18 protein-coding genes are annotated in these 18436 nt (G+C 70.3%); 10 read left to right on the forward strand and 8 right to left on the reverse strand.

Annotated features, from left to right (window positions below):
* Positions 1–1164, reverse strand: a complete 1164-nt coding sequence (locus tag AB0K18_RS39310) for an acetyl-CoA C-acetyltransferase (RefSeq protein WP_364925418.1) — start codon at positions 1162–1164, stop codon at positions 1–3.
* 97 nt (positions 1165–1261) lie between these two features.
* On the opposite strand from AB0K18_RS39310, the gene AB0K18_RS39315 reads away from it, so the two are divergent.
* Together AB0K18_RS39315 and AB0K18_RS39320 are read left to right on the forward strand one after the other, a co-directional pair.
* A complete protein-coding gene (locus AB0K18_RS39315) occupies positions 1262–1930 on the forward strand; it encodes a TetR/AcrR family transcriptional regulator (RefSeq protein WP_355423472.1) in 669 nt (222 codons plus the stop codon).
* A complete protein-coding gene (locus AB0K18_RS39320; protein WP_364925422.1) occupies positions 1927–2607 on the forward strand; it encodes a DNA alkylation repair protein in 681 nt (226 codons plus the stop codon). The genes AB0K18_RS39315 and AB0K18_RS39320 overlap by 4 nt, the downstream gene beginning before the upstream one ends.
* Here AB0K18_RS39320 and AB0K18_RS39325 read toward each other — a convergent pair.
* Positions 2604–3533 (reverse strand): LysR family transcriptional regulator, encoded by a 930-nt coding sequence (locus tag AB0K18_RS39325; protein ID WP_364925425.1) that lies wholly within the window; start codon positions 3531–3533, stop codon positions 2604–2606. The genes AB0K18_RS39320 and AB0K18_RS39325 overlap by 4 nt on opposite strands.
* Between AB0K18_RS39325 and metE the strand changes: the two genes are divergently transcribed.
* A complete protein-coding gene (metE, locus tag AB0K18_RS39330; protein ID WP_364925428.1) occupies positions 3532–5676 on the forward strand; it encodes a 5-methyltetrahydropteroyltriglutamate--homocysteine S-methyltransferase in 2145 nt (714 codons plus the stop codon). The genes AB0K18_RS39325 and metE overlap by 2 nt on opposite strands.
* Before the next feature lie 73 nt (positions 5677–5749).
* Here the strand turns inward: metE and AB0K18_RS39335 are convergent, their stop codons facing one another.
* Entirely contained in the window at positions 5750–6703 is a 954-nt protein-coding gene (locus AB0K18_RS39335) for a BadF/BadG/BcrA/BcrD ATPase family protein (RefSeq protein WP_364925431.1), read from the reverse strand.
* A 79-nt stretch (positions 6704–6782) separates the two neighbouring features.
* Between AB0K18_RS39335 and AB0K18_RS39340 the strand changes: the two genes are divergently transcribed.
* The 4 genes from AB0K18_RS39340 to AB0K18_RS39355 all read left to right on the forward strand — a co-directional run bounded on the left by AB0K18_RS39340 (position 6783) and on the right by AB0K18_RS39355 (position 11018).
* Positions 6783–7652 carry a MurR/RpiR family transcriptional regulator gene (locus AB0K18_RS39340; protein ID WP_364380518.1) on the forward strand — a complete coding sequence of 290 codons (870 nt, stop codon included), beginning with the start codon at positions 6783–6785 and terminating at the stop codon, positions 7650–7652.
* Positions 7653–7776: 124 nt separating this feature from the next.
* Complete coding sequence (gene ngcE, locus AB0K18_RS39345; RefSeq protein WP_364925435.1) at positions 7777–9189, forward strand: N-acetylglucosamine/diacetylchitobiose ABC transporter substrate-binding protein; 1413 nt, start codon at positions 7777–7779, stop codon at positions 9187–9189.
* Positions 9189–10100: a sugar ABC transporter permease gene (locus AB0K18_RS39350; RefSeq protein ID WP_364925437.1), complete on the forward strand. Its 912-nt coding sequence runs from the start codon at positions 9189–9191 to the stop codon at positions 10098–10100. The genes ngcE and AB0K18_RS39350 overlap by 1 nt, the downstream gene beginning before the upstream one ends.
* Positions 10101–10109: 9 nt before the next feature.
* On the forward strand, positions 10110–11018 hold the full coding sequence (locus AB0K18_RS39355; protein ID WP_364925440.1) for a carbohydrate ABC transporter permease: 909 nt from the start codon (positions 10110–10112) through the stop codon (positions 11016–11018).
* 109 nt (positions 11019–11127) lie between these two features.
* On the opposite strand, the gene AB0K18_RS39360 is transcribed toward AB0K18_RS39355, so the two are convergent.
* Positions 11128–11430, reverse strand: coding sequence for a hypothetical protein (locus tag AB0K18_RS39360; RefSeq protein ID WP_364925443.1), 303 nt, complete (start codon positions 11428–11430; stop codon positions 11128–11130).
* A 110-nt stretch (positions 11431–11540) separates the two neighbouring features.
* Between AB0K18_RS39360 and AB0K18_RS39365 the strand changes: the two genes are divergently transcribed.
* Together AB0K18_RS39365 and AB0K18_RS39370 are read left to right on the forward strand one after the other, a co-directional pair.
* Positions 11541–12017, forward strand: coding sequence for a winged helix-turn-helix domain-containing protein (locus AB0K18_RS39365; RefSeq protein ID WP_355423501.1), 477 nt, complete (start codon positions 11541–11543; stop codon positions 12015–12017).
* 41 nt (positions 12018–12058) lie between these two features.
* Positions 12059–12562 (forward strand): GntR family transcriptional regulator, encoded by a 504-nt coding sequence (locus AB0K18_RS39370; protein ID WP_364925446.1) that lies wholly within the window; start codon positions 12059–12061, stop codon positions 12560–12562.
* Here the strand turns inward: AB0K18_RS39370 and AB0K18_RS39375 are convergent.
* Genes AB0K18_RS39375 through AB0K18_RS39385 form a run of 3 tightly spaced genes read right to left on the reverse strand, consistent with a single transcriptional unit; the run spans position 12552 to position 15505 of the window.
* A complete protein-coding gene (locus AB0K18_RS39375; protein WP_364925449.1) occupies positions 12552–13370 on the reverse strand; it encodes a carbohydrate ABC transporter permease in 819 nt (272 codons plus the stop codon). The two genes, AB0K18_RS39370 and AB0K18_RS39375, sit on opposite strands and share 11 nt — an antisense overlap.
* The gene (locus tag AB0K18_RS39380; RefSeq protein ID WP_355423510.1) at positions 13367–14251 is read right to left on the reverse strand and encodes a sugar ABC transporter permease; all 885 of its coding nucleotides are present in this window, start codon (positions 14249–14251) and stop codon (positions 13367–13369) included. The genes AB0K18_RS39375 and AB0K18_RS39380 overlap by 4 nt, the downstream gene beginning before the upstream one ends.
* The gene (locus AB0K18_RS39385; RefSeq protein ID WP_364925453.1) at positions 14252–15505 is read right to left on the reverse strand and encodes an extracellular solute-binding protein; all 1254 of its coding nucleotides are present in this window, start codon (positions 15503–15505) and stop codon (positions 14252–14254) included.
* 149 nt (positions 15506–15654) lie between these two features.
* Between AB0K18_RS39385 and AB0K18_RS39390 the strand changes: the two genes are divergently transcribed.
* Positions 15655–16758 (forward strand): RNA-guided endonuclease TnpB family protein, encoded by a 1104-nt coding sequence (locus AB0K18_RS39390; RefSeq protein WP_364925456.1) that lies wholly within the window; start codon positions 15655–15657, stop codon positions 16756–16758.
* 185 nt (positions 16759–16943) lie between these two features.
* On the opposite strand, the gene AB0K18_RS39395 is transcribed toward AB0K18_RS39390, so the two are convergent.
* Positions 16944–18299: a cellulose binding domain-containing protein gene (locus AB0K18_RS39395; RefSeq protein WP_364925459.1), complete on the reverse strand. Its 1356-nt coding sequence runs from the start codon at positions 18297–18299 to the stop codon at positions 16944–16946.
* Positions 18300–18436 lie beyond the last annotated feature (137 nt).

The raw sequence follows: 18436 nt of genomic DNA on the forward strand, positions 1-18436 counted from the left end.
TCATCCTGACTCCGCCAGGCGTTCGACGACGGTGACGTTCGCCTGTCCCCCGCCCTCGCACATCACCTGCAGGCCGTACCTGCCGCCGGTGCGCTCCAGCTCGTGCAGCAGCTTGACGGCCAGCACCGCGCCGGTCGCGCCGAGCGGGTGGCCGAGCGCGATGGCGCCGCCGTTGGGGTTGACGCGGGCCGGGTCGGCGCCGGTCTCCTTGGTCCAGGCCAGGACGACGGACGCGAACGCCTCGTTGATCTCGATGACGTCGAAGTCGCCGATCTCCATGCCGGTGACGCGCAGCGCGTGCGCGGTGGCCGGGATGGGAGCCGACAGCATCGTGATCGGGTCGTCGCCGCGGGCCGACAGGTGGTGGACGCGGGCGCGCGGGGTCAGGCCGTGCTCGCGTACGGCCCGGGGCGAGGCGACGAGCAGGGCGGCGGCGCCGTCGGAGATCTGCGAGGCCAGCGCGGCGGTCAGGCGGCCGCTCTCGGTCAGGGGCTTGAGCGCGGCCATCTTGTCCAGGGTGGTGTCCCTGCGCGGGCCCTCGTCGGTGGTGGCCCCCTCGTACGGGGCGATCTCGCGGCCGAAGCGACCGGCGTCGATGGCGTCCAGAGCCCTGCGGTGCGAGCCGTAGGCGTACCGCTCCATCTCCTCGCGCGACAGCTCCCAGCGCTCGGCGATCATCTCGGCGCCGGCGAACTGGGAGACCTCGCGGGTGCCGTACCGCTCGGTCCAGCCCTTGGAGCCCGAGAACGGCGTCTCGTGCCCGAGCGGCCGGCCCGCGAGCATGGCGGCGGAGATGGGCACCATGGACATGTTCTGCACGCCGCCCGTCACCACCAGGTCGGCGGTGCCGGACAGCACGGCCTGGGCGGCGAAGTGCAGCGCCTGCTGCGAGGAGCCGCACTGCCGGTCCACGGTGACCCCGGGCACCTGTTCCGGCAGGCCGGCGGCCAGCCAGCAGGTACGCGCGACGTCCCCCGCCTGCGGGCCGATCGTGTCCACGCAGCCGAAGATCACGTCGTCCACGGCCGCCGGATCGGCGTCCGTGCGGGCCATCAGCTCCTTCAGCACGTGGGCCCCGAGGTCGGCGGGGTGGGCCGCGGACAGGCCGCCGTTCCTGCGCCCGACCGGGGTGCGGACGGCGCCGACGATGTACGCCTCGCTCATCTCCGCATCGTAACAAGCGCTTGGTCTAGCCGGGAACGCCGTATGAGCTGGCACTGTTGTGTGAACAAGCGATTGTCTGAGGGCTCATAATGGTGACGTGACGACGCGAAAGAACTCCGGCACCACCACCGCCCCGGCGAAGCGCCAGCGCGCGACCTCATCGGGGTCCGCGTCAGAGCGCCGTGACCACCTCGTCAAGCTCGCCGCGGAGCTCTTCGCGCGCAAGGGCTTCCAGGCCACGACCGTACGCGAGATCGCCAACGAGGCCGGCATCCTCTCCGGCAGTCTTTACCACCACTTCGACTCCAAGGAGACGATCGTCGACGAGGTGCTGTCCACCTTCCTCGACGACCTCCTCGCCCGCTACCGCGCCGCGCTCGACTCGAGCCCCGACCCGCGCGCGGTGCTGGAGGAGATGGTCCGCATCGGCTTCGGCACGCTGGAGCCCCACCGCTCGGCCATCACCGTGATGCAGAACGACTGGAACTACCTGCGCCAGTTCGAGCGCTTCAACTACCTGGTCAAGGCCGAGGACGAGGTCGAGCAGATCTGGGTCTCGCAGATCAAGGCGGGGCAGGCGGCCGGGCTGCTGCGGGCCGACGTCGACCCCAAGCTGACCTACCGGATGATCCGCGACACGATCTGGGTGGCGGTGCGCTGGTTCCGTCCAGGCGGCAGGCTCAACACGGCCGGGCTGGCCGAGCACTACATCACCGTGCTCTTCGACGGCATCGCCACGGGCGACCGCACCACGCACAAGGGATGAGCCTCGGCAAGGCGGTGCGGCTGGCACTGCAGGAAGTGGCCGAGCCCGGCAAGGCCGAGACCATGCGGGCCTACATGAAGTCGGAGATGCCGTTCCTCGGCGTGAAGGCGGTGCCCAGGCGGTCGGTGCTGCGGGTGGTGTTCGGCGAGCACCGGCTGGAGAGCGCGCCCGAGTGGCGGCGCGCGGTGCTGTCGCTGTGGCGGGAGGCCGAATACCGCGAGGAGCGCTACGCCGCCATCGAGCTGTCCGGCCACCACCTCTACCGCGACTACCAGACCCTCTACACGGTCCCCATGTACGAGGAGATGATCGTCACCGGTGCCTGGTGGGACCTGGTCGACGAGCTGGCCACGCATCGCATCGGCCACCTGCTCGCCACCTACCCCGACTCCATGCGCCCGATGATGCTCGAGTGGGCCCACGACGCCGACCTGTGGAAGCGGCGCACGGCCATCCTGTGCCAGAACCGCTTCAAGGAACGCACCGACACGGCCCTGCTCTACGCGTGCATCGAGCCGAGCCTGTCCGACAACGAGTTCTTCGCCCGTAAGGCGATCGGCTGGGCGTTACGCGAATACGCCAAGGTCAACCCCGCCGAGGTCGTCCGCTACGTGCGGGCGAAGGGCCTGACGGGGCTCAGCAAGCGCGAGGCGCTGAAGAACGTGCCCGCCTCCTAGCGGGTCCACAGCGCGTCCTGCACGGCCTGGACGAGGGCCATCAGCTCAGGGGTGACCCGCTCCCTCGACCAGGCCAGCGCGTACGTGATGCGCAGCCCGCCCGCCTCCAGCGGCACGAACCGCACGTCGTCGCGCCGGACCGTGCGCACCAGCAGGTGCGGGATGGGCAGCAGCCCGGCGCCGGCCGCCACCAGGTCGAGCGCGGCGGCGAAGTCGTCGTCGGCCACCAGCCGCGGCCTGCCCGGCAGCCCCTGCCACGGGCGGCTCGCCGGGGTCAGCAGCACCTCGCCGCCCAGGTCGGCGGCGCTCGCCTTGGGGCGCGCGGCCAGCCGGTGCCCGGCGGGCACGGCCAGGTGGTCCACCGTGACGTGGAACCTGGCCGCCGTGACGAACTGGGCCGGCGCCGGCGTCGCCAGGATCGCGGCCGACACCTCGTGATCGGCCAGCGCCCGTGCCGCGGCCGTCCGGCCCGCCGCGCGCAGCTCGACCCCGATGGACGGGGTGCGGCTCGCGAGCCGTCTGGCGATCCTGGCCGCCAGTGCGCCGACGAGCGGTGGATAAGCCAGGTGAATGGTTGGTCTGGCCAGCCTGGCCGCTTCGTCGCCGAACGCGCGTACCGACTCGATCACCTGCTCCGCGTACGCGAGCAGCGCCTTGCCCTGGGCGGTGAGCCGCACCTCGCGGGCGCTGCGCTCGAACAGCCTGGTGCCGGTGGCGCGTTCGAGCCGGGTGACGGCCTGGCTCATCGCCGGCTGGGACATCCCCAGGTCGGCCGCCGCGGCCGAGAAGCTCAGCCGCTCGGCCACCCGCGTGAAGCACTGGATCTCCCTGAGCATAAGCAGCACCAATACATGGTGCACGACGTGGCGGCGGGTCGGCACCATGCCAGGGATCTGATCGTCCTTGCTGAGGGAGTCGAAACCCATGTCCCCAACCGCCGTCTTCCCCGCCTCCACGGTGCTCGGTCACCCGAGGATCGGGCCGCGCAGGGAGCTGAAGCGGGCGCTGGAGTCGTACTGGGCCGGGCGGTCCACCCGGGCCGAGCTCGACCGGGTGGGCGCCGAGCTGCGCGAGAGCACCTGGCGGCGGCTGGCCGAGCTGGGGCTCGACGGGCTGCCGTCCAACACCTTCTCCCTGTACGACCACGTGCTGGACACGGCGGTGCTGCTGGGGGCGGTGCCGAAGCGGTATCGCGACGCGGCCGACCCCTATTTCGCGATGGCCAGGGGCACCGAGGAGCTGGCGCCGCTCCGGATGACGAAGTGGTTCGACACGAACTACCACTACATCGTGCCGGAGATCGGGCCTGAGACGGTGTTCGAGCTGGACGCGGCCAAACCCCTCGGCGAGGTGCGCGAGGCGCGGGCCCTGGGGTACGAGACGCGGCCCGTGGTGGTGGGGCCGGTCACCTTCCTGCTGCTGGGCGGGGCGCTGGACCGGCTCGACGAGGTGCTCGGGCCCTATGAGGAGCTGCTGGCGGCGCTCGCCGCCGAAGGGGTCGCCTGGGTGCAGCTCGACGAGCCCGCGCTGGTCGGTGACCGGACGCCGGAGGAGCTCGACGCCGTGCGGCGGGCGTACGAGCGGCTGGGCGCCGCGGCGGCGCGGCCCGCACTGCTGGTGGCCGCGCCCTACGGCGACCTCGGGGAGGCGCTGCCGGTGCTGGCCGGCACGCCCGTGGAGGCCCTCGGGCTCGACCTGGTGCGCGGCGGCGTCCCCGCCGTCGATCTGACCGGCAAGACCGTGGTCGCGGGCGTGGTGTCGGGGCGCGACGTGTGGCGGACCTCGCAGGAGCGCGCGCTGGCGGCCCTCGCGGCCGTCCGCGCCTCCCGGGTCACCGTCTCCACCTCGTGCTCGCTGCTGCACGTCCCCTACACGCTGGCCGCCGAGCCCGGCCTGGACCCGGCGCTGAAGGAGCGGCTGGCCTTCGCCGAGGAGAAGGTGGCCGAGGTGGTGGCACTCGCCGCGGCGGACCGCCCCGCCGCCGGGCCCATCACTGAGGTGTCCGTCCCGCCGGCCGCTCCTGTGGCGCTGGAGGAGCGCGGGCCGTATGCCGTACGGGCCGCCGCGCAGCTCACGTTGCCGCCGCTGCCGACCACCACGATCGGCTCGTTCCCGCAGACCGGCGAGCTGCGCGCGGCCCGCGCGGCGGTGGTGGCAGGGACGCTGTCGCAGGCGGACTACGAGCGGCGGGTCGAGGCCGAGATCGAGCGGGTGATCCGGCTGCAGGAACGGCTCGGGCTCGACGTCCTCGTGCACGGCGAGCCGGAGCGCAACGACATGGTGCAGTACTTCGCCGAGCACCTCGACGGGTTCGCGGTCACCGCGAACGGCTGGGTGCAGTCCTACGGCTCTCGTTGTACGCGGCCCCCGATCCTGCACGGCGACGTCGCCAGGCCCGCCCCGATCACCGTGCGGTGGGCCACGTACGCGCAGTCGCTGACGGACCGGCCGGTCAAGGGCATGCTCACCGGGCCCGTCACGATCGTGGCCTGGTCGTTCGTCCGTGACGACCTGCCGCTGCGCGACGTGGTGTTCCAGGTGGCCGACGCGATCAGGGACGAGGTGCGCGACCTGGAGGCGGCCGGCCTGCGGATCATCCAGGTGGACGAACCGGCCCTGCGCGAGCTGCTGCCGCTGCGCCGCGCCGCCCAGTCCGACTACCTGAGGTGGGCGGTGGCGGCGTACCGGCGGGCCACGTCGGGGGCGAGCGACCGCACCCAGATCCACACCCACCTGTGCTACTCCGACGCCGACCAGATCCTCGCCGCCATCGACGGCCTGGACGCCGACGTCACCACCATCGAGTCCGCCCGCTCCGGCGGCCGCATCCTCGGCTCGGTCCCGGGGTTCGGGCGCGGGCTCGGCCCCGGCGTGTACGACATCCACTCACCCCGCGTCCCCGCCGTGGACGAGGTCGAGGCCCTCCTGCGCAGGACCGTCGAGGCTCTCCCGGTCGAGCGCGTGTGGGTCAACCCGGACTGCGGCCTGAAGACGAGGACGTACGAGGAGGTGGAGGCGTCGCTGACCAACGTGATCACCGCCACCCGCCGCCTCCGCGTGGAGCTCTAGGGGGCGGCGGTGAAGGCGGCGCGGCGGGCGGAGCTCTAGGGGCGGCGGTGGAGACGGCGCGGCGGGCGGAGCTCTAGGGGGCGGTGGTGAAGGCGGCGTGGCGGGCGGCGGCTTCGTGCTCGGTGAGCAGCGGCCGGGCGGCGAGCCAGGCCGCCGCCCCCGCGCCGTCCCTGGCCGTCGCGACCCGCTCACCGGCCAGCAGCTCCGTGACCGCGTCACGCACGGGCCCGTCGTTGGTCAGCACGCTGCCCGCGAGCACCACGGGCCCGGACACGTGCACCCGCCGCAGCGTGTCCACCAGGTGCCCGGCCGCCCGCCCGACGATCCCCTCCGCCACCGGGTCACCGGCCGCGGCGGCCTCGCTGACCAGCGCCGCCAGGGCGGCCAGCCCCATGTGGTCGGCCTGCGCCAGCCGCACGACCCGATCGGCGATCGCACGCGGGGTCTCGGGCCGTTCCTGACCGAGCACATGGGTGAGGACCAGATCGGTCAGGATGTCGCCAACGGCCGGGAGGTGGCCCCGGTCCAGGGACGCGATGACGGCCTTGGCCGCCTCGCGGCCGATCCAGAAGCCGGAGCCCAGGTCGCCGAGCAGCCAGCCCAGACCGTCCGCGATGTCGGCCACCTCGAAACCCGCCACCCGGGTGGCCACCGCGCCCGTACCCGACAGCAGCAGCGAGCCGTCGGGCTCGGCGGACCCGGCGGCGTAGGCGACGGTCACGTCACGGACGTAGCCGGGCGGCCGGGGGATGCCGTGGGCGATCCAGAGCTCGGCCAGCTCGGGCACCATCGCGGGCGTGTGCCCGGCCACACCCGCCAGCGAGGCGACGACGCGGCTCCCGTCGAGCGAGTCCAGCGCCTCCTTCAGCGCGGCGCCGATCGCGGCGACGGCCTTGGCGAGCCCGTGGGCGGTCGGGTTGCCGGCGGCGGCCCGCGCGTACCCCACCCGCCGGCCGTCGAGCGTGTGCACGGACACCCGCGTGGAGGTGGCGCCGGCATCGACACCGACCACTAGCGATTCAGTCACGGAACGAGTCTGGGGGTTGACGCGACCGGTAAGCAAGAATAATTTTCGCCAGAAGACCGGGTATTCGGAAGGAATATTCGTGACTTCAGGAGCGCTCGGGCGCGTCGAAACAGAACTACCCGGCTTGCCGGAGGCCCTACGCAGGGTCGGCGAGGTGATCCTCGGCGATCCGGCCGAGGCCGCGCGCTCGACCATCATCGCGCTGGCCGAACGTGCGGGCAGCTCGCCCGCGACCGTGACCAGGTTCTGCCGGGCCTTCGGGTTCTCCGGCTACGCCGAGCTGCGGGTCGCGCTGGCCACCGAGACCGGCCGCGCAGCGCAGGCCGGCTGGGGCGCGGGCGTCGGCCACGAGATCGGCCCAGACGACCCGCTCGACGCGGCCATCGAGGTGATGGCCGCCGCCGACACCCGGCTCATCCAGGACACCGCGGCCCAGCTCGACCTCGACGTGGTGGGCCGGGTGGCCGCAGCGATCGTGGCCGCGCCGCGCGTGCTCCTGGTCGGCGTCTCCACCAGCGGCAACGTCGCCACCATGCTCGAAGGGCGGCTGCGCCGCATCGGCATCCCCGTCTGGAGCGCGGGCGACGCCCACGTGGCGCTGTCGGAGGCGGCGCTGATGAAGGCGGGCGACGTGGCCATCGGGATCAGCCACCGCGGGCGTACCAGGGAGGTCATGGAGGCGCTCGCCGAGGCGGGCGGCCACGGCGCGCTGACCGTCGCCGTCACCTCCTTTGCCCGCTCCCCGCTCGCCGAGCTGGCCGACCTGGTGCTGACCACCGCGAGCAGGGAGACCACGTTCAGGCTGGGCGGGCTCGCGGCCGTGCACTCGCAGCTCTTCGTGCTGGACGCGGTGTACGTGGCGGTCGCGCAGCTCACGTACGAGCGGACGAACGAGGCGTTCGAACGCACGATCAGGGCCGTCGAGGGCCACCGGGTGGAGAGAGGCTGAATGACGCTCCCCGCGCGAGGCCTCCCGCGGCCGGCGTCCAGACCCACCCTCAGTCGATCGCTCAAGCCCCGTCCACCTGACGGGGCTCCACCACAGCGGACCATGAAAGGTCAGGAATAGCACCATGCCTCACACCCCCCGTATCAGCAGGCGCGAACTCCTCCGCGGCGCGGCGCTCGTGCCCGTGGCGGGCGCACTGGCCGCCTGCGCCACCCCGGCCGCCCAGCCGGCGCAGTCCAGCTCGGCCGCCCCCGCGGCGACCAGCGCGGCGAACCCGTTCGGCGTGGCCAACGACAAGCCGCTGGAGGTGTGGATCTTCGACGGCGGCTTCGGCCAGGAGTACGCCACGAACATCCACCAGCCGCTGTTCAAGTCGAAGTATCCGAGCGTGGAGATCAAGCACAACTCCACCAAGGAGATCACGAAGATCCTGCAGCCGCGCTTCGCCGGCGGCAACCCGCCCGAGGTCATCGACAACTCGGGCGCGAACTTCATGGACTTCGGCGCGCTCTCCCAGGACGGCCAGCTCCAGGACCTGACCCCGCTGCTCGACGCGCCGAGCTGGGACGACCCGAACGTCAAGGTCCGCGACACCATCGACCAGTCGGTCATCGACATCGGCATGTACGACGGCAAGTTCAGCGTGCTGGGCTACGTCAACTACATCCACGGCATCTGGTACTCGCAGAAGGTCTTCAGGGAGAACGAGTGGGAGGTGCCGAAGACCTGGGACGCGTTCCTCGCGCTGTGCGAGACCATCAAGAAGTCCGGCAAGATGGCGCCCTTCACCTATGCCGGCAAGTTCCCCCAATACCTGTACGAGCCGCTGCTCACCATGGCCGCCAAGATCGGCGGCAACGAGGTGCTGGTCAACATCGACAACCTTGAGGACGGCGCCTGGACGACGGAGGCCATGAAGACCGCCGCCGCGGCCTGGGCCGAGGTGGGTGCCAAATACCTCATGCAGGGCACGACCGGCCTCGACCACGTACAGACGCAGACCGCCCAGAACAAGTACAAGGTGGCCATGCTGCCGTCCGGCTCGTGGCTGGAGAACGAGCAGAAGACCACCACGCCGGACGACTTCGAGTACGGCATGTTCCCCATCCCCGACGTCACCGGCTCCGACAAGCTGCCGTACGGCACCCTGCACACCCAGCCGGGCGAGAACTTCATCGTCTCCTCGCGCAGCGCGCACTCGCAGGCGGGCCTGGAGTACCTGCGGGCCATGCTGTCGAAGAAGGCCGCCGGTGACTTCAGCGCGCTCGTCCGCACCATGACCGTGGTCAAGGGCGCCACCGAGGGCCGCGACATCTCCCCCGGCGTCACCAGCGCCTCCAAGGCGGTCGCGGACGCCGGCGACAACACCGTCTACTACCGCTGGTTCAACTGGTACGGCCCGCTCAAGGACGAGGCCATCGCCGCCACCGGCGAGCTGATGTCCGGCAACCTCACCGCCGACAAGTACCTCGAGCGCATCCAGAAGAAGGCCGACGAGATCAAGAACGACTCCTCGATCAAGAAGTACAAGCGCTGATGACCTTCAACAGGTATCGCCGCGGGCTGTTCATCACCTCGTTCCTGGCAGCCCCGGTGATTCTCTACCTGGTGTACGTGATTGCCCCGTACGTCCAGGCGTTCTACATCGCGATGACGGACTGGCGCGGCGTGACGGCCACGCCGCGGTTCATCGGCCTGGAGAACTTCCAGCGGCTGTTCGCCGACACCGCGTTCTGGAAGGCGGTCACCCACAACGCGGCCCTGCTCGTGCTGCTGCCGCTGATCACGATCGTGATCGCGCTGTTCTTCGCGTTCCTGCTGAACGTGGGCGGCAAGCAGGGCACGTCGGGCATTCGCGGCTCGAAGTTCTACCGGGTGGTCTTCTTCTTCCCGCAGGTGCTGGCCGTGGCCGTGGTCGCGGTGCTGTTCCAGCAGGTGTTCAGGCCCGACGGCAGCGGCATGCTGAACGGGCCGCTGATGGCGCTCGGGCTCGAACCCGTCGGCTTCCTGTCCGACCCCGACGTGGCGTTCTGGTCGGTGCTGAGCGTCATGGTGTGGCAGGCGGTCGGCTTCTACGTCGTGCTGTTCTCCGCCGGCCTCGCCGGCATCCCGAAGGACATGTTCGAGGCGGCGCAGATCGACGGGGCGAGCCGGATCAGCCTGTTCTTCCGCATCACGCTGCCGCTGCTGTGGGACACCGTGCAGGTCGCCTGGGTCTATCTCGGCATCCTCGCCCTCGACGTGTTCGCCATCGTCTGGGTGATGACCCTGCAGCACGGCGGCCCCGACCGCTCGACGACGGTCATGGCCGCCGAGATCTACCGCAACGCCTTCGAGTACTTCCGCTTCGGCTATGCCTCGGCTCTGGGCGTGGTGATGTTCTTCTTCACGGTCGGCTTCGCGATCTTGTCGCTGCGCCTGTCCCGGCGCGAACGAATCGAGTACTAGGTGACGACGATGACCTCGTGGACCGCGGCCAACTCGCGCAAGCTCGCGCGCGCCGAGCGCAGGAAGCGGTTGGGGCCGCTCGGGGTGCTGACGCACCTGGCCCTGCTGATCTGGACGCTGCTCGTGATGGTCCCGATCGTGTGGACGTTCCTCGCCTCGGTCAAGAGCGAGGACGAGATCTTCGGCGACGCCTGGTCGCTGCCCGCCTCGCTGCGCTGGGACAACTTCGCGCGGGCCTGGGAGCAGGCGCACATCGGGCAGTACATGCTCAACAGCGTCATCGTGGTGTCGTTCAGTACGTTCGGGACGATGCTCATCGGATCGATGGCGGCGTACGTGCTGGCCCGGTATCCCTTCCGCGGGAACCGGGCCATCTACCTGCTGTTCGTCTCGGGGCTGGCGTTCCCCGTCTATCTGGCGCTGACGCCGCTGTTCTTCGTCGTGCAGAACATGGGCAACCTCCCCCTGATCGGGCCGTTCATCGGCCTGAACACGCACGCGGGGGTGGTGCTGGTCTACATCGCGTACTCGATGCCTTTCACGGTCTTCTTCCTGTCGGCGTTCTTCAGGACGCTGCCGACCGCCGTGGGCGAGGCCGCGATGGTGGACGGGGCCTCGCACACCCGGGTCTTCTTCCAGATCATGCTGCCGATGGCCCGGCCAGGGATCATCAGCATCACGATCTTCAACATCCTGGGCCAGTGGAACCAGTACCAGCTCCCGCTCATCCTGCTGCAGGAGCGTGACAAGTGGGTCCTGACCATGGGCATCGCCGACATCTCCACGGCCGCCGGCTACGACCAGGACTGGTCCGCCCTCTTCGCCGCCCTGACCCTGGCCATCCTCCCGATGCTGATCGTCTACACGGCCTTCCAACGCCAAATCCAGGCCGGCCTCACCTCAGGAGCACTGAAGTAAGCGGACACGCCGCCCGGGCGGGCATCCGACGTGCAGGACACCCGCCCGGCAATGAATCGGCTTCTTGACGATCCGTGGAACAAAGCCGACTCGTGCTGAGGACGTGTCGTCACCTGGCGTCGCCGGAGCAGAGTTGCTCCCACATCGCCGTGGTGATGGCGCGGCGGCCTCGGGCGGCCTCGTCCACGAAGAAGGCGTCGCCGTGCCTGCGGGTCCTGCGGATGAAGCTCTCGCCGCCGTAGTCGCACAGCTCGTAGCTGATCGACTGGTACGGGCAGGTGAAGTCGCGTACGCGGATGGAGTGGCCCATCGGCCGGATGGGGGTCCACACCAGCTTCTTGTAGTCGGGGTTGGCGGGCGGGAGGTGCGTCGACAGACACCTGTCGTCATCTGGGATGGGGCAGATCGTCATGCCTGAACCATAGCTCTGGTCGTCTGCTCTTGTCTGGTTGCACAGGAAACTCTGTCTAGATAGACAGAGCGATATGGGCACTCTTGCCCGCGTTGGCCTATGTTGCCTACGTGCTCGACTACGAAGGCGACACGCACGTCTACATCCAGATCGCCAACATCCTCAGAGAGCGGCTGAAGAATCTGTCGGCGGGCGACCCGGTGCCGAGCGAGGCGGACATCCAGTACGAGTTCGGCGTCGCCAGGACGACGGCCCGGCGCGCGATCCACGTACTGCGTGAGGAAGGGCTCATCTACACCGTCCAAGGGGAGGGCGCCTTCGTCGGGCCGCCGGCGGGCGGGCCGCGCAAGAAGCGCAAAGTGCCGCTCTACCAGCAGATCGCCACGGAGATAGCGGGCGACATCAAAGCGGGGAAATACCGTCCAAGGCGGCCCATCCCCGGCGAGACGGCGCTCGTGAAGGAGCACGACGTGGCCCGCGAGACCGTCCGCAGGGCGATGGCGCTGTTGCGCGAGCAGGGCTGGATCTACACGGTGCCGCAGCGGGGCAGCTATGTGTCGCCCGAGGAGAAGTGGCCGAAGGACTGATCATGCCTGTCCGGCCGTAGGCAGACGTCTACGATACGAGCATGCTCGACCGTGACGGTCCCGTCCCCCTCTACGTCCAGGTGGCCGAGGTGCTGCGCGAGCGGATCGCGGGCGGGGAGTTCGGGGTCGGCGACGCGCTGCCGAGCGAGGCGGCGCTGGAGGAGGAGTTCGGCATCGGGCGCACGACCGCCCGCAACGCGGCCCGCGAGCTGCGCAGGCGCGGCCTGGCCCACACCGTACGCGGCGAGGGCACGTTCGTCGGTCCTGCGGGGGTGCCCAGGGTGAAGCCGAGCAGGGCGCTGTACGTGCCGATCGCAGCGGCGGTCGCGGCCCGCATCACCCGCGGCGAGCTGCGGCCGGGCCGCGCGGTCCCCGACGCCGGCACGCTGTCGCGGCACTACGGCGTCGCCAGGGTCACCGCCCGCCAGGCCGTCGCCCTCCTGGTACGCCAGGGCTGGGCGGTCGAGACTCCCCCGCGCGGCGTCCGCGTGGCCGACCCGTCCACCTGGCCCCGCGAACCCGAGCCCGCGCCGTCTAGCCTTTGACGGCGCCCGCTGTCATGCCTGTGCCGACGTTGCGTTGCAGGAACAGGAAGAGCAGCAGGGCGGGTAAGGCGAACAGGCTGGCGGCGGCCATGGTGGCGCCCCAGTCGGTGCCGAAGACGTCCCTGAAGGACGAGAGCCACACCGGCAGGGTGCGCTTGTCCTGGGCCTTGATGATGAGCACGTTCACGAACGCGAACTCGTTCCACGCGGTGATGAAGCCGAACAGGGAGGTCGCCATCAGGCCGGGTGCCAGCAGCGGGAAGACCACGCGGCGGAAGGCCGTCATGCGGCTGCACCCGTCCACCTGGGCGGCCTCCTCCAGCTCCGGCGGGATCGCGGCGAGGAAGCCGCGCAGCGTCACGATCGTGAAAGGCAAGGTGAACATGAAGTAGACGCCGGTCAGCATGGCGAGCGAGTCGAGCAGGTCGGTGTCGCGGGCGATGACGAACACCGGCACCAGCAGCGCCTCCCACGGCGCCATCTGCGCGGCGAAGACCGCCACCACGAACGGCCCGCGCCCACGCCAGCGCATCCGCGCCACCGCGAAGGCCGCGAGCAGCGCCACCACGAGCGCGATCAGCACCGCGCCCACGGTCACCAGGAGGCTGTTGCGCCAGTACGTCCAGAACCCCGGCGCGTTGACCGCCGTGACGAAGTGGTCGAGCGTCGGGTTCGCGGGCCAGAAGATGGGTGTGGCCGCCTGGATGTCGCGGGTGGGCTTGAAGGCCGTCAGGAACATCCAGTAGACGGGGAAGATCGTGGTCAGGAGCACGGCGACGGCCGTGGTGTTGAGCAGGACTCTTCTCATGAGCGGACCATCCGGCGCAGGTTGCTGATCAGGGCGGCGGCGAGCACGAGCACCAGCAGGATGGCCACCGCGGAGCCGAGGTCGTAGCGGTGCAGCACGCGGGCGACCTTGAACGCGTAGACGGGCAGGGTGGTCGTGGCGTCGCCGGGGCCGCCCTGGCTGAGCACCCAGATCTGCGGGAAGCACTTGGCCACCCAGATGATCTCCAGTGAGGTGATGAGCGCGAACAACGACCTGAGCATGGGGAAGGTGACGTGGCGGAACACCTGCCGGCCGGTGCCGCCGTCGATCCTGGCCGACTCGAACAGCTCACTGGGGATCGTGGTGAGGCCGGCGTACAGGGTGAGCGCGGCGAACGGCACCGACTGCCACACCACGAGCGCCACGAGCACGGCGAACGTGGCGGTGCCGTTCGCGAACCAGGTGTAGCCGGCGAACGAGTCGAAGCCGAGCGTGACCAGCAGCCAGTTGACGATGCCCAGCTCCGACTGGAACAACCACTGGAACACGGTGGTCGCCGCGATGATCGGCATGGCCCAGGCGAGGGCGAGCGCGCTCATCAGGGCGAGGCGCAGGCCGCGGCGCAGGTGCTGGAGCATGAGCGCGACGCCGGTGGCCAGGCCCACGATGAGCACCACGTTGATCACCGTCCACACCAGCGTGCGCAGCAGCACCTGCCAGAACTGCTCGCCGCCGAGCAGCTCGGCGTAGTTGTCCAGGCCGACGAACGCGGCCCCGCCCCTGATCAGCTCCCCCATGCGGAAGTGCTGCAGGGAGATCAGCAGCGCTTTGAGCAGCGGGTAGAGCAAGAGGAAGGCCCCGCCCGCCACCGTGGGCGCGATGAGCAGGTAGGGCCAGTACGAGCGGCTCCTCGACCACATTCAGGATCCGCTGTTCAGGGTCGTGGTGATCGACTCGGAGACCTTCTTCGCCTCGGCCGCCGGGTCGCCGCCGGTGAGCACGGCGGTCATGTACTGCTTGATCACGGAGGTGGCCTCGACGGCGGCCCAGTTGGGGGTGTTGGGGGTGGCGCGGCCGTTGGCGGCCGCCTTGGCCATGGCGGCGGTGCCCTCGTCGCCGTCGAGCACGCCGGCCAGCGAGGTACGGTTCGGGACGAAGCTCATGGTCTTGGCCAGCTCGGTCTGGAACTGCTCCCCCGCCAGCGCCTTGACCACCTCGTACGCCTGCTCCTGATGCTGGGAGGCGGCCGGGATGACGAGGTCGGAGCCGCCGGTGAAGACGGTGCCCGGCTTGTCGGCCGTCTTGCCGGGGACGGTGAAGAAGCCGATCTTGTCCTTGAGCCCGGCGTCCACCTCCAGCACGCGGGCGGCGATGCCGGGCACGGCGATGATCTGGGCGACCTTGCCCTGCGCGAACACCTCGTGCTGCGGCGGGTTGGCCTCGTCGGCGTCCTTGGGTCCCTTGCCGAGCGCCTGGAGCCGCTTGTAGAAGTCCATGGCGGCGAGCGCCTGCGGGGTGTCGAGCGCGCCCTTCCACCGGCCGCCCTCCTGGACGGCGAGGTCGCCGCCCTCGTCCCAGACGAAGCCGGCGAGGGCGTACCAGGTCTGGCCGGTCAGATAAATGCCCTGATTTCCGTCTTTGTTGAGCTTTGAGGTGATGTCCAGCCACTCGTCGCGAGTGGCGGGCGGCTCCTTGATCCCGGCCTTCTCGAACAGCTCCTTGTTGTAGACGACCACACGGTTGGCGGCGTACCACGGGATGCCGTACTGCTTGCCGTCCACGTTGCCCGGCTGCGCGAGGCCCGGCAGCCAGTCCTCGCCCTTGAGGTCGGCCACCTTCGCGGTCAGGTCGGTCACGCCGCCGCTGGCGCTGTACTGGGCGACCTGGGTGTTGCCGACCTCGATCACGTCGGGGGCGTCGGTGCTGGCCAGGGCCGCGGTGACGCGCTCGCCGATGCCGTCCCACTGCTGGATCTGGATGTCGAGGTCCACGTCCTGGTGCGCGGTCTCGTACTCGGTCTCGAACTTCTTCAGCAGCTCCTGCGTGACGCTGCCGTCCATGATCCAGACGGTCAGCTCGGCGGGGGCGTCCGGCGTGGCCGCCTGCGGCTCCTGGGCCGTGCCGCACGCCCCGAGCGCGAACACGGCCGCTAGGGCCAGGATGCGGTTCTTCATCGAAGACCTCCGAGGAAACCCCCGCCTTCAGGGGAGGGAGGAATCGGACCCCTGCAATGCAGGACAGGGGCAGGCGTTTCGCCGCCAGGAGAAACGCAGTTTCGAACAAACACACGATTCTTGGCTGATCGTTCGGTACGCTGCGAGGTGTGGCGCAGGTCGTGAAGCGGGCCTACAAGTACCGCTTCTATCCGACGTCCGGGCAGGCCGAGGAGCTCGCCCGGACGTTCGGCTGCGTCCGCCTCGTCTACAACAAGGCCCTGCAGGAGCGCACCCGCGCCTACGCGCTGGAAGGCCGCGTCTCCTACGCGGAGTCCTCGGCGCAGCTGACGGCGTGGAAGCGTAGCGGCGAGTTCGACTTCCTGTCCGAGGTGTCCTCGGTCCCCCTTCAGCAGGCGCTTCGCCACCTTCAAGCGGCCTTCGCGAACTTCTTCGCCAAGCGGGCCGGGTATCCGACGTTCAAGTCCCGCAAGAGGTCGCGGGCCGCGGCCGAGTACACCCGATCGGCGTTCCGCTGGCGCGGCGGCGCACTGACGCTGGCGAAAATCGACGCCCCGCTCGACATCCGCTGGTCGCGCCCGCTTCCCGAGGGGGCGGAGCCGTCCACGGTGACCGTGTCCCGCGACGCGGCTGGGCGCTGGTTCGTGTCGATCCTGGTGGAGGAGGAGATCGTCCCGCTTGCGCCGGTGGAGCGGTCGGTGGGGGTCGACGCGGGGGTCACGGCCCTGGTGACGCTGTCGTCCGGCGAGAAGATCGCCAATCCCCGGCACGAGCGTCGCGACCGCCGCACACTGGCCAAGGCCCAGCGGAACCTCGCCCGCAAGGACAAGGGGTCGAACAACCGGGCCAAGGCCCGCCTGAAGGTGGCGCGGGTGCATGCCCGCATCGCCGATCGCAGGAGGGACTTCCTGCACAAGGTCACCACTCGGCTCGTCCGTGAGAACCAAACGGTCGTGATCGAGGACCTGAACGTTCGCAACATGGTCCGCAACCGCCGCCTGGCTCGCGCCATCTCGGACGCGAGCTGGCGCGAGCTGCGGTCGATGCTGGAGTACAAGGCCGCCTGGTACGGGCGCACCCTGGTGGCGGTGGGCCGCTGGTTCCCCTCCTCCAAGCTGTGCTCGTCCTGCGGCGCCTTGCGGGAGAAGATGCCGCTGACCATCCGCGCATGGGCATGCGCCTGCGGCGTGGTCCACGACCGGGACGTGAACGCGGCCAAGAATGTGCTCGCCGCCGGGCTGGCGGAGAGCTGAAACGCCTGTGGAGCTGGTATAAGACCTCAACGAGAGTCCTCTCGGGCGGGCAATCGGCGGTGAAGCAGGAAGGCCCACGGGCGACCGTGGGAATCCCCCTCCTAAGGGAGGGGAGGGATGTCAAGATGTTCCTTTTCCGCTGGGGGGCGCCCCGCGCCCGCACCGGGCGGGCGCGGGGGTGTCGGTCACGGGTTGGGGACGGTGTCCTTGAAGGCGGTGCCCGCCGTCCGCAGCGCGGCGATGCGGGAGGTCACGGTGGCGGGCGCGACGACCTCGTTCGCGCTGAAGTAGACGTAGTCCGCCTGCTGCCGGTACGTCCGCGTCCCGCTCGCGCCCTGAAGATCGATGAACCACTGGTTGAACATGATCCACATGGGCGTCTCGGGGTAGTGGTCGCCGCCGTGGTCGGCGAACAGGCGGCCGTCCACGTAGTACTTGATCCGGCCGCCCGAGACCTGGATGACCAGGTCGTGCCAGCCGGCGAAGCTCGTGCGCTCCTCGGTGTGGGTGTTCACGGCCAGCCAGGGGTCGTTCCTGTAGGTCTCCCAGCTGGTGGCGTAGAGGATGTTCGACGGCTCGCCCCAGCCGCCGTTCGGCAGGTACTCGAAGTCCAGCTCGCCGTAGTCGGGGTCGAGGTCGTAGCGCAGCGGGGTGATGGTGAAGAACGTCTGCACCACGTGCTCGCCGTCGGGGCCGCTGGTGGGGGCGTCGCTGAAGCGCACGCGGGCGGCGTAGGTGCCCTCGCGGAACTTGCGCTGGGCGGTGGACAGCTCGGTCTGTACGGTGCCGCCGGCGGTGCCGTTCGTGGAGGAGTCGAGCGTCAGCAGGCCGCCGGGGAACGAGACGGCCGAGGGCGACCAGGTCGCGCCGGGCACGCCGGGGCCGCCCGACGCCGAGCGCACGGTCCAGCCGCGCTGGGCCAGCCGGGGGTCGGTCGAGCTCGTGTAGGTGAAGTCGTCGAACAGCTCACCGGTGGCGCCCGGGTCGGGGTCGGGATCCGGGTCTGGGTCGGGCTCGGTGCCGGTCGGGGTGCCCCAGGCGAGCCGGCCGTCCACGTGGACGGTGACCTTGTCCCAGTCGGCGTAGGAGGTGTTCGGCCCGTAGGAGTAGTCGTCGCTCTGCTGGAACGACTGCCAGTCCGCGCGGTAGAAGCGCAGCTGCATGTCGCTGGTGTTCTGGCCGGGGCTCAGGCTGCCGGAGGTGAAGCCGACCTCCAGGTACTGCTTGCCGCCCTCCTGCGGGGCGAACCTGCCGGTGATCGTGGAGCAGCCGGCCACGGCCCACGAGCAGGCGAAGCGGTAGGTCTCCGTACCGGTGAGGTAGTAGCGGATCTTGACCTGGCTGAGCGGGATCGTCGTGGTGCCGGTGTTGAACAGGCGCAGCCACGGCTCGGCCTGGGCGGTCGTGGCGCCGGGGGCGCTGGTGCGGTACTGGAGGCGGACGGCTTGGGCGGCGGCTGCGGGTGAGGCGATCAGGGTGACCGCGATGAGGACGGCGGGGAGGGCTAAGGAGACAAGACGTTTACCGAAATTTCGGGACATGGGGGGTGGGCTCCTTGCGGTTGTGCGGCTCCCGAGAGACGTGCGGGCATGCTGAAGACAGGTCGTGGCGCCGAGCCGGCGCCCGGAGTGGTGGGGGTCAGGCGCCGCGACGGGTCGGGGTCGGTCGGGTCAGGCGC

Origin of the sequence: Nonomuraea sp. NPDC049421 (genome assembly GCF_040677005.1) — a bacterium.
GTDB classification, from domain to species: Bacteria; Actinomycetota; Actinomycetes; order Streptosporangiales; family Streptosporangiaceae; genus Nonomuraea; species Nonomuraea salmonea.

Coding starts and splice junctions, on each gene's coding strand:
- AB0K18_RS39310 (WP_364925418.1), bottom strand. CDS start 1,164: ATGAGCGAGGCGTACATCGTCGGCGCCGTCCGCACCCCGGTCGGGCGC.
- AB0K18_RS39320 (WP_364925422.1), top strand. CDS start 1,927: ATGAGCCTCGGCAAGGCGGTGCGGCTGGCACTGCAGGAAGTGGCCGAG.
- metE (WP_364925428.1), top strand. CDS start 3,532: ATGTCCCCAACCGCCGTCTTCCCCGCCTCCACGGTGCTCGGTCACCCG.
- AB0K18_RS39325 (WP_364925425.1), bottom strand. CDS start 3,533: ATGGGTTTCGACTCCCTCAGCAAGGACGATCAGATCCCTGGCATGGTG.
- ngcE (WP_364925435.1), top strand. CDS start 7,777: ATGCCTCACACCCCCCGTATCAGCAGGCGCGAACTCCTCCGCGGCGCG.
- AB0K18_RS39350 (WP_364925437.1), top strand. CDS start 9,189: ATGACCTTCAACAGGTATCGCCGCGGGCTGTTCATCACCTCGTTCCTG.
- AB0K18_RS39355 (WP_364925440.1), top strand. CDS start 10,110: ATGACCTCGTGGACCGCGGCCAACTCGCGCAAGCTCGCGCGCGCCGAG.
- AB0K18_RS39360 (WP_364925443.1), bottom strand. CDS start 11,430: ATGACGATCTGCCCCATCCCAGATGACGACAGGTGTCTGTCGACGCAC.
- AB0K18_RS39370 (WP_364925446.1), top strand. CDS start 12,059: ATGCTCGACCGTGACGGTCCCGTCCCCCTCTACGTCCAGGTGGCCGAG.
- AB0K18_RS39375 (WP_364925449.1), bottom strand. CDS start 13,370: ATGAGAAGAGTCCTGCTCAACACCACGGCCGTCGCCGTGCTCCTGACC.
- AB0K18_RS39380 (WP_355423510.1), bottom strand. CDS start 14,251: ATGTGGTCGAGGAGCCGCTCGTACTGGCCCTACCTGCTCATCGCGCCC.
- AB0K18_RS39385 (WP_364925453.1), bottom strand. CDS start 15,505: ATGAAGAACCGCATCCTGGCCCTAGCGGCCGTGTTCGCGCTCGGGGCG.
- AB0K18_RS39395 (WP_364925459.1), bottom strand. CDS start 18,299: ATGTCCCGAAATTTCGGTAAACGTCTTGTCTCCTTAGCCCTCCCCGCC.